Below are 6,635 nucleotides of genomic sequence, written 5' to 3' on the forward strand. Positions count from 1 at the left end.
AGACACGTCAGCTCGGTCCGGCCTTGTAGCCGACGCCGCGGACCGTCACGACGATCTCGGGGCGCTCGGGGTCCTTCTCGACCTTGGAGCGGAGCCGCTGCACGTGCACGTTGACCAGGCGGGTGTCCGCCGCGTGCCGGTAGCCCCAGACCTGCTCGAGGAGCACCTCGCGGGTGAAGACCTGCCACGGCTTGCGGGCGAGCGCGACCAGCAGGTCGAACTCCAGCGGGGTCAGCGCGATGGCCGTCCCGTCCCGCTTCACCGAGTGCCCGGCGACGTCGATGAGCAGGTCGCCGATCGTCAGCTGCTCGGGCGCCGGCTCCTCGGAGCGGCGCAGCCGCGCACGGATACGGGCGACCAGCTCCTTGGGCTTGAACGGCTTGACGATGTAGTCGTCGGCCCCGGACTCCAGGCCGACCACGACGTCGACGGTGTCGCTCTTGGCCGTGAGCATCACGATCGGCACACCGGACTCGGCGCGGATCAGCCGGCAGACCTCTATGCCGTCCCGTCCGGGCAGCATGAGGTCCAGCAGCACGAGGTCGGGCTTGGCCTCGCGGAAAGCCGCCAGTGCCTTGTCGCCGTCCGCTACGAACGACGGTTCAAAACCTTCTCCACGCAGCACAATGCCGAGCATCTCGGCCAGCGCGGTGTCGTCGTCGACGACAAGGACGCGTCCCTTCATGGTTGACATCATCCCATTAGCTAATCGTTACCTGGCGGTGAGCATTCACACAGCGGGACGGCCGACGTTCCGGTCCTGGTCCCCCGGGGGTGATCCGGCCCCCCAGTCTGCCCCGTCGACCGGAGACAATAGAAGGTGCCCGGAGGAACAGGGTGACGGAAGGGCCTGCAGGGGCCGGTCCACGCGCGGAGCACGCATGGCACGATGGCAGCCGACCAGCGCCCCGCCCCCGTACGGGCACGTGAAGGAGCGACGATGAACGACTCTCCGGGCTGGGCTTCGCCCGGATCCTCCCCGTCCGACGGCGATCGGCCCGACGCGGCAGCAGCACCCCACGGTGCGGACGGTACCCCGTCCGCCGACCCGGCCGGGACGCCCGCAGCGCCCGCGGCCGGCTCGAAGTGGTCGAAGGAGCAGCCGCCGCCCGGCCAGTGGACCGCCCCCGGACCCGGAGGAACCGCGCCCGGTCCCGTCCCCGGAGGACCCGCCCCGCAGCCCGGCCAGGGCTGGGGCAACCCGTACCCGGGCCCCGGCGCCCCGCAGCCCGGCTGGGGCGGCGTACCCGGCCCCGGGCCCGGCTGGGGCAGGCCCCCGGCGGCCAAGCCCGGCGTGATCCCGCTGCGCCCGCTCGCCGTCGGCGAGATCCTCGACGGCGCCGTCACCACCATGCGCGAGCACTGGCGTACGGTCCTCGGCATCACCCTCGCCTTCGCCGTGATCACCCAGCTCGCGATCACCCTGGTCCAGGGCTTCGCCTTCGAGGACCTCGGCGCGCCCGCCTCGGACCCCGACGACGTAGCCGCGGTCGCCGACCAGATGGCCGCCAGCCTGGCGGGCAGCGGTGTGGCCCAGGTGATCACGCTGATCGGCACGATCATCGCGACGGCCACCCTGACCATGGTCTTCAGCCGGGCCGTGCTCGGCCAGCCGTCGGCGATCGGCCCGGTCTGGCGCGAGGCCCGTCCCCAGCTGCTCAAGCTCACCGGGCTGACGCTGCTGCTGATGGTCCTGTTCGTCGCGATCTTCACCGTGGGCCTCCTGCCCGGCCTCCTCGCCCGGAACTGGCCCGTCGGCGTCCTCGGCTTCGTCGTCGCCCTCCTCTTCGCCGCCTGGCTGTGGGTGCGCTTCGCCCTCGCCTCCCCCGCGCTGATGCTCGAGAAGCAGACCGTCTTCAAGGCGCTGGGACGCTCCTCGAAGCTGGTCCGCGGCTCGTGGTGGCGGGTCTTCGGGATCACTCTGCTCACGCAGATCCTCACCAGCATCGTGGCCGGCATCGTCGTGCTGCCGTTCACGTTCGCGGGCATGGCGTTCAGCGACGGCGGCATGTCCGGCTTCATGAACGGCACCGGCGGCTTCGGCTGGGCCTTCCTGATCATCTCCGCCATCGGCGCGGTCATCGCCCTGACGATCACCATGCCGATCAACGCCGGCGTGACCGTCCTGCTCTACATCGACCAGCGCATCCGGCGCGAGGCCCTGGACCTGGAGCTCGCCCGAGCGGCCGGCCTCCAGAACTACGGCGGACCCGCCCAGCCGGGCGCCCCAGCCGGGGCCTGATGGGGTGACCGTGACGGGGGGACTCATGGTGCGTACGACAGCGCTGCTGTCCGGCGCGACCGAACCACCGGTGACGACACCTCGCGTACCCGCCCGCGAGGCGGCGGAGCGCGAGCTGTCCAGGCCGATGTACCACGAGAACGACCCCAGCCTCGTCCAGCAGGCTCTGAACGCCTTCTGGGAGTGGGTGGGGGACCTGCTCGGCGCCGCCTCCGCGGCCTCCCCCGGAGGCGCGCTGGGCCTCGTCGCGATCGTCGTCACGGCCGTCCTCCTCATCGCCGCCCTGTGGTGGCGGCTCGGCACCCCCCGCCGCGTCGCCACCGCCGCGGAAGCCCTCTTCGGCGACCGCCCGCGCACCGCCGCCGAACACCGCGCCGCGGCCGAGGAGCACGCGGCCGGCGGCCGCTGGACCGAGGCCGTCCAGGAACGCATGCGCGGCCTGGTCCGCTCCCTCGAAGAACGCACCCTGCTCGACCCGCGCCCCGGCCGCACCGCCGACGAGGCCGCCGCCGAGGCCGCCCGCTCCCTGCCCGGCCACAGCGCGGAGCTGCACGCGGCCGCCCGCCTGTTCGACGACGTCACGTACGGCGGCCGCACCGGCGACGACCGGGCGTACGCACGGCTGCGCGAGCTCGACGCGGCCCTGGAACGCACGACCCCGCTCCTCACCACCGCCCCGGGAGCCCCCCTGTGACCGGCCCCAGCGCCCCCGCGACGCCCACGAGCACCCCCGCACCCGGCACGGCCGCCGGAACCGGCAGCGGCGCCGACACGGGCAAGGCCGTCACCTCCACCGCGCGCAGCGCCCGCCAGCTCTGGCGCGGCGCCCGCGGCCTGCTCCTCGCCCTCGCCGTCCTGCTCATCGCGGGCGTCGCCCTCGCCGCCTTCAACTCCGGCGGCGAACACGGCCGCCTCGACCCCCGCTCCGCCGACCGCCCGGGCAGCCGTGCCGTCGCCGAGCTGCTCGCCCGGCAGGGCGTCACCACCCGCGTCGTGACCACGTCCGCCGAGGCCGCCGCGGCCGCCGCCCCCGACGCCACGCTCCTCGTCACCACCCCCGACCTGCTCGGCGAGAGCCAGCGCGCCGCCCTCAAGGCCGCCATGGACCTCTCCGGCGGCCGTACGGTCCTCCTCGCCCCGACCCCCGGGTCCCTGGGCTCCCTGGCCCCCGGAGTCACGGCCGAGCCCCCGACCGGCGACGACGTGCTCAGCCCCGCCTGCACCCTCCCCGCCGCCGTCTCCGCGGGCCGCGCGGAAACCGGCGGCATCCGCTACGCCACCCGGCTCCCCGGCGCCACCGGCTGCTACCCCAGCGACGGCATCCCGACGCTGCTCACCCTGCCCGCCCGCGGCACCGGCGAGACCGTCCTGCTCGGCGCCGACTCCCTCCTGACGAACGAACGCCTCGCCGAGGAGGGCAACGCCTCCCTCGCCCTCCAGCTCCTCGGCTCCCGCCCCCGGCTCGTCTGGTACCTCCCCTCCCTCGCCGACCCGGCCCTCACCGACGGCACCGAGCCCGAGCTCTCCTTCCTCGACCTCGTCCCCGACGGCTGGTCCTGGGCCCTGCTCCAGCTCGCGGTAGCCGCCGCCCTCGCCGCCCTGTGGCGCGCCCGCCGGCTCGGCCCCCTCGTCACCGAGAAGCTGCCCGTCGCGATCCGCGCCTCCGAGACCACCGAGGGCCGCGCCCGCCTCTACCGGGCGGCCGGCGCCCGCGACCGCGCCGCCACCGTCCTGCGTACGGCCTCCCGCACCCGCCTCGCCGCCCTGCTCGGCGTCCCCGCGGCCCACGCCCACGACCCGGCCGCCCTGCTGCCCGCGGTCTCCGCCCGGCTCCCCCAGGGCAGCCGGGACGCAGGCGCCCTCCTCTTCGGCACCACGCCCGCCGACGACGCGGCACTCGTCGCGCTCGCCGACCACCTCGACGCCCTCGAAAGAGAGGTCCGTACGTCATGACGGTCCCGCCCACCGGCCAGGCAGACCAGGCAGCCGACGCGGACGGCGCACGCGCCGCCCTGGAAGCCCTCCGCGCCGAGATCGGAAAGGCCGTTGTCGGCCAGGACCCCGCCGTCACCGGGCTCGTCGTCGCCCTCCTCTGCCGCGGCCACGTCCTCCTCGAAGGCGTCCCCGGCGTCGCGAAGACCCTCTTGGTCCGCACCCTGGCGGCCTCCCTCGACCTGGACACCAAGCGCGTCCAGTTCACCCCGGACCTCATGCCGAGCGACGTCACCGGCTCCCTCGTCTACGACGCCCGCACCGCCGAGTTCTCCTTCCAGGAGGGCCCGGTCTTCACCAACCTCCTCCTCGCGGACGAGATCAACCGGACCCCGCCCAAAACCCAGTCCTCGCTCCTCGAGGCCATGGAGGAGCGCCAGGTCACCGTCGACGGCACCCCGCGCCCGCTCCCGGACCCCTTCCTCGTCGCCGCCACCCAGAACCCGGTCGAGTACGAGGGCACGTACCCCCTCCCGGAAGCCCAGCTGGACCGCTTCCTGCTGAAGCTGACCGTCCCGCTGCCCTCCCGCCAGGACGAGATCGACGTCCTCACCCGGCACGCCTCCGGCTTCAACCCCCGCGACCTCCGCGCCGCCGGAGTACGCCCGGTCGCCGGCCCCGCCGACCTCGAGGCCGCCCGCCAGGCCGTCGCCAAGACCGCCGTCTCCCCCGAGATCACCGGCTACGTCGTCGACATCTGCCGCGCCACCCGCGAATCGCCCTCGCTCACCCTGGGCGTTTCCCCGCGCGGCGCCACCGCCCTGCTGTCCACGGCCCGCGCCTGGGCCTGGCTGACGGGCCGCGACTACGTCATCCCCGACGACGTCAAGGCCCTCGCCCTGCCGACCCTGCGCCACCGCATCCAGCTGCGCCCCGAGGCCGAGATGGAAGGCGTCACCGCGGACTCGGTCATCAACGCGATCCTGACCCACGTCCCCGTACCCCGCTGATGGCACTCACCGGACGCGCCGCCCTGCTGGCGGCCCTCGGCACCCTGCCCGTCGGCCTGCTGGAACCCAGCTGGACCGGCATCCTCGCCGTCAACGGCCCCCTGGCCCTGGCGTGCGCCTGCGACTACGCGCTGGCCGCCCCGGTCCGCACCCTCCGGCTGGCCCGCTCCGGCGACACCTCCGTACGCCTCGGCGAGTCCGCCGAGGTCCACCTGACGGTCACCAACAGCAGCCGGCGCCCCCTGCGGGCCCGCTTCCGCGACGCGTGGCCTCCCAGCAGCTGGGTGCCCGGCACGGAAACCGAAGCCTCCCGGCACCGGCTCACCGTCCCCGCGGGCGAGCGCCGCCGCGTCACCACCCGGCTGCGTCCCACCCGCCGCGGCGACCGCGAGGCCGCCCGCGTGACGATCCGCTCCTACGGCCCCCTCGGCCTGCTCTCCCGCCAGGGCAGCCACCTCGTCCCCTGGACCGTGCGCGTCCTGCCGCCGTTCACCAGCCGCAAGCACCTGCCGTCCAAGCTGGCGCGGCTGCGCGAACTGGACGGCCGCACCAGCGTCCTGACCCGCGGTGAGGGCACCGAGTTCGACAGCCTCCGCGACTACGTGCCGGGCGACGACACCCGCTCCATCGACTGGCGGGCCACCGCCCGCCAGCAGCAGGTCGCCGTCCGCACCTGGCGCCCGGAACGCGACCGGCACATCCTCATCTGCCTGGACACCGGCCGTACGTCGGCCGGCCGGGTCGGGGACGCCCCGCGCCTGGACTCCTCCATGGACGCGGCTCTCCTCCTGGCCACCCTCGCCTCGCGCGCGGGCGACCGCGTCGACCTGCTGGCCCACGACCGGCGCACCCGCGCCCTGGTCCAGGGCCGCGCCGCGGGCGATCTCCTGCCCGCCCTGGTCCACGCCATGGCCCCGCTGGAACCCGAGCTGGTCGAGACGGACGCCCGCACCATGGTCTCCACGATCCTGAGCAGCGCCCCGCGCCGCTCCCTGGTCGTCCTCCTCACCAGCCTCGACGCGGCCCCGATCGAGGAGGGCCTACTCCCGGTGCTGCCCCAGCTCACCCAGCGCCACACGGTGCTGCTGGCCTCCGTGGCCGATCCGCATATCGAGCAGATGGCGGCCTCCCGCGGCTCCGTCGAGGCCGTGTACGACGCCGCGGCCGGCGTCCATGCCCAGGACCAGCGCCGCCGTACGGCCGACCAGCTGGCCCGCCACGGCGTCACCGTCGTGGACGCCACCCCCGACCAGCTGGCCCCCGCCCTGGCCGACGCTTACCTCGCCCTCAAGTCCGCCGGCCGCCTCTGACCCCCGAAAACAAAAGAGGGCCCCCTTCCGGGGGCCCTTCTCCATGTGAACGCAGAAAAGCCCCGCACCATAAGGTGCGGGGCTTTCCCACAATGATTGTTCGGCGGCGTCCTACTCTCCCACAGGGTCCCCCCTGCAGTA

The 6,635-nt window shown here is 74.5% G+C and carries 6 protein-coding genes; 5 read left to right on the forward strand and 1 reads right to left on the reverse strand.

Annotation, left to right across the window (positions count from 1 at the left end; all coding sequences use genetic code 11):
• Positions 1-7: 7 nt before the first annotated feature.
• A complete protein-coding gene (gene mtrA / locus ACZ7H1_RS23715) occupies positions 8-697 on the reverse strand; it encodes a two-component system response regulator MtrA (RefSeq protein ID WP_470789370.1) in 690 nt (229 codons plus the stop codon).
• Positions 698-940: 243 nt separating this feature from the next.
• On the opposite strand from mtrA, the gene ACZ7H1_RS23720 reads away from it, so the two are divergent.
• From ACZ7H1_RS23720 to ACZ7H1_RS23740, 5 genes are read left to right on the forward strand one after another with little or no spacing between them, the layout of a single operon-like run.
• The gene (locus ACZ7H1_RS23720) at positions 941-2,242 is read left to right on the forward strand and encodes a glycerophosphoryl diester phosphodiesterase membrane domain-containing protein (RefSeq protein ID WP_470789372.1); all 1,302 of its coding nucleotides are present in this window, start codon (positions 941-943) and stop codon (positions 2,240-2,242) included.
• Between the two features lie 25 nt (positions 2,243-2,267).
• Complete coding sequence (locus ACZ7H1_RS23725; RefSeq protein WP_470789373.1) at positions 2,268-2,936, forward strand: DUF4129 domain-containing protein; 669 nt, start codon at positions 2,268-2,270, stop codon at positions 2,934-2,936.
• Entirely contained in the window at positions 2,933-4,195 is a 1,263-nt protein-coding gene (locus ACZ7H1_RS23730) for a DUF4350 domain-containing protein (RefSeq protein ID WP_470789374.1), read from the forward strand. The genes ACZ7H1_RS23725 and ACZ7H1_RS23730 overlap by 4 nt, the downstream gene beginning before the upstream one ends.
• A complete protein-coding gene (locus tag ACZ7H1_RS23735; RefSeq protein ID WP_470789375.1) occupies positions 4,192-5,184 on the forward strand; it encodes an AAA family ATPase in 993 nt (330 codons plus the stop codon). The genes ACZ7H1_RS23730 and ACZ7H1_RS23735 overlap by 4 nt, the downstream gene beginning before the upstream one ends.
• Complete coding sequence (locus ACZ7H1_RS23740) at positions 5,184-6,494, forward strand: DUF58 domain-containing protein (RefSeq protein WP_470789376.1); 1,311 nt, start codon at positions 5,184-5,186, stop codon at positions 6,492-6,494. The genes ACZ7H1_RS23735 and ACZ7H1_RS23740 overlap by 1 nt, the downstream gene beginning before the upstream one ends.
• The last annotated feature ends 141 nt before the right edge of the window (positions 6,495-6,635 follow it).

It is taken from the genome of Streptomyces sp. NPDC037401, assembly GCF_055602345.1.

Bases quoted from the DNA above. Each gene is read 5' to 3' on its own strand.
- mtrA (WP_470789370.1), bottom strand. From the start codon at position 697: ATGATGTCAACCATGAAGGGACGCGTCCTTGTCGTCGACGACGACACC.
- ACZ7H1_RS23720 (WP_470789372.1), top strand. From the start codon at position 941: ATGAACGACTCTCCGGGCTGGGCTTCGCCCGGATCCTCCCCGTCCGAC.
- ACZ7H1_RS23725 (WP_470789373.1), top strand. From the start codon at position 2,268: ATGGTGCGTACGACAGCGCTGCTGTCCGGCGCGACCGAACCACCGGTG.
- ACZ7H1_RS23735 (WP_470789375.1), top strand. From the start codon at position 4,192: ATGACGGTCCCGCCCACCGGCCAGGCAGACCAGGCAGCCGACGCGGAC.
- ACZ7H1_RS23740 (WP_470789376.1), top strand. From the start codon at position 5,184: ATGGCACTCACCGGACGCGCCGCCCTGCTGGCGGCCCTCGGCACCCTG.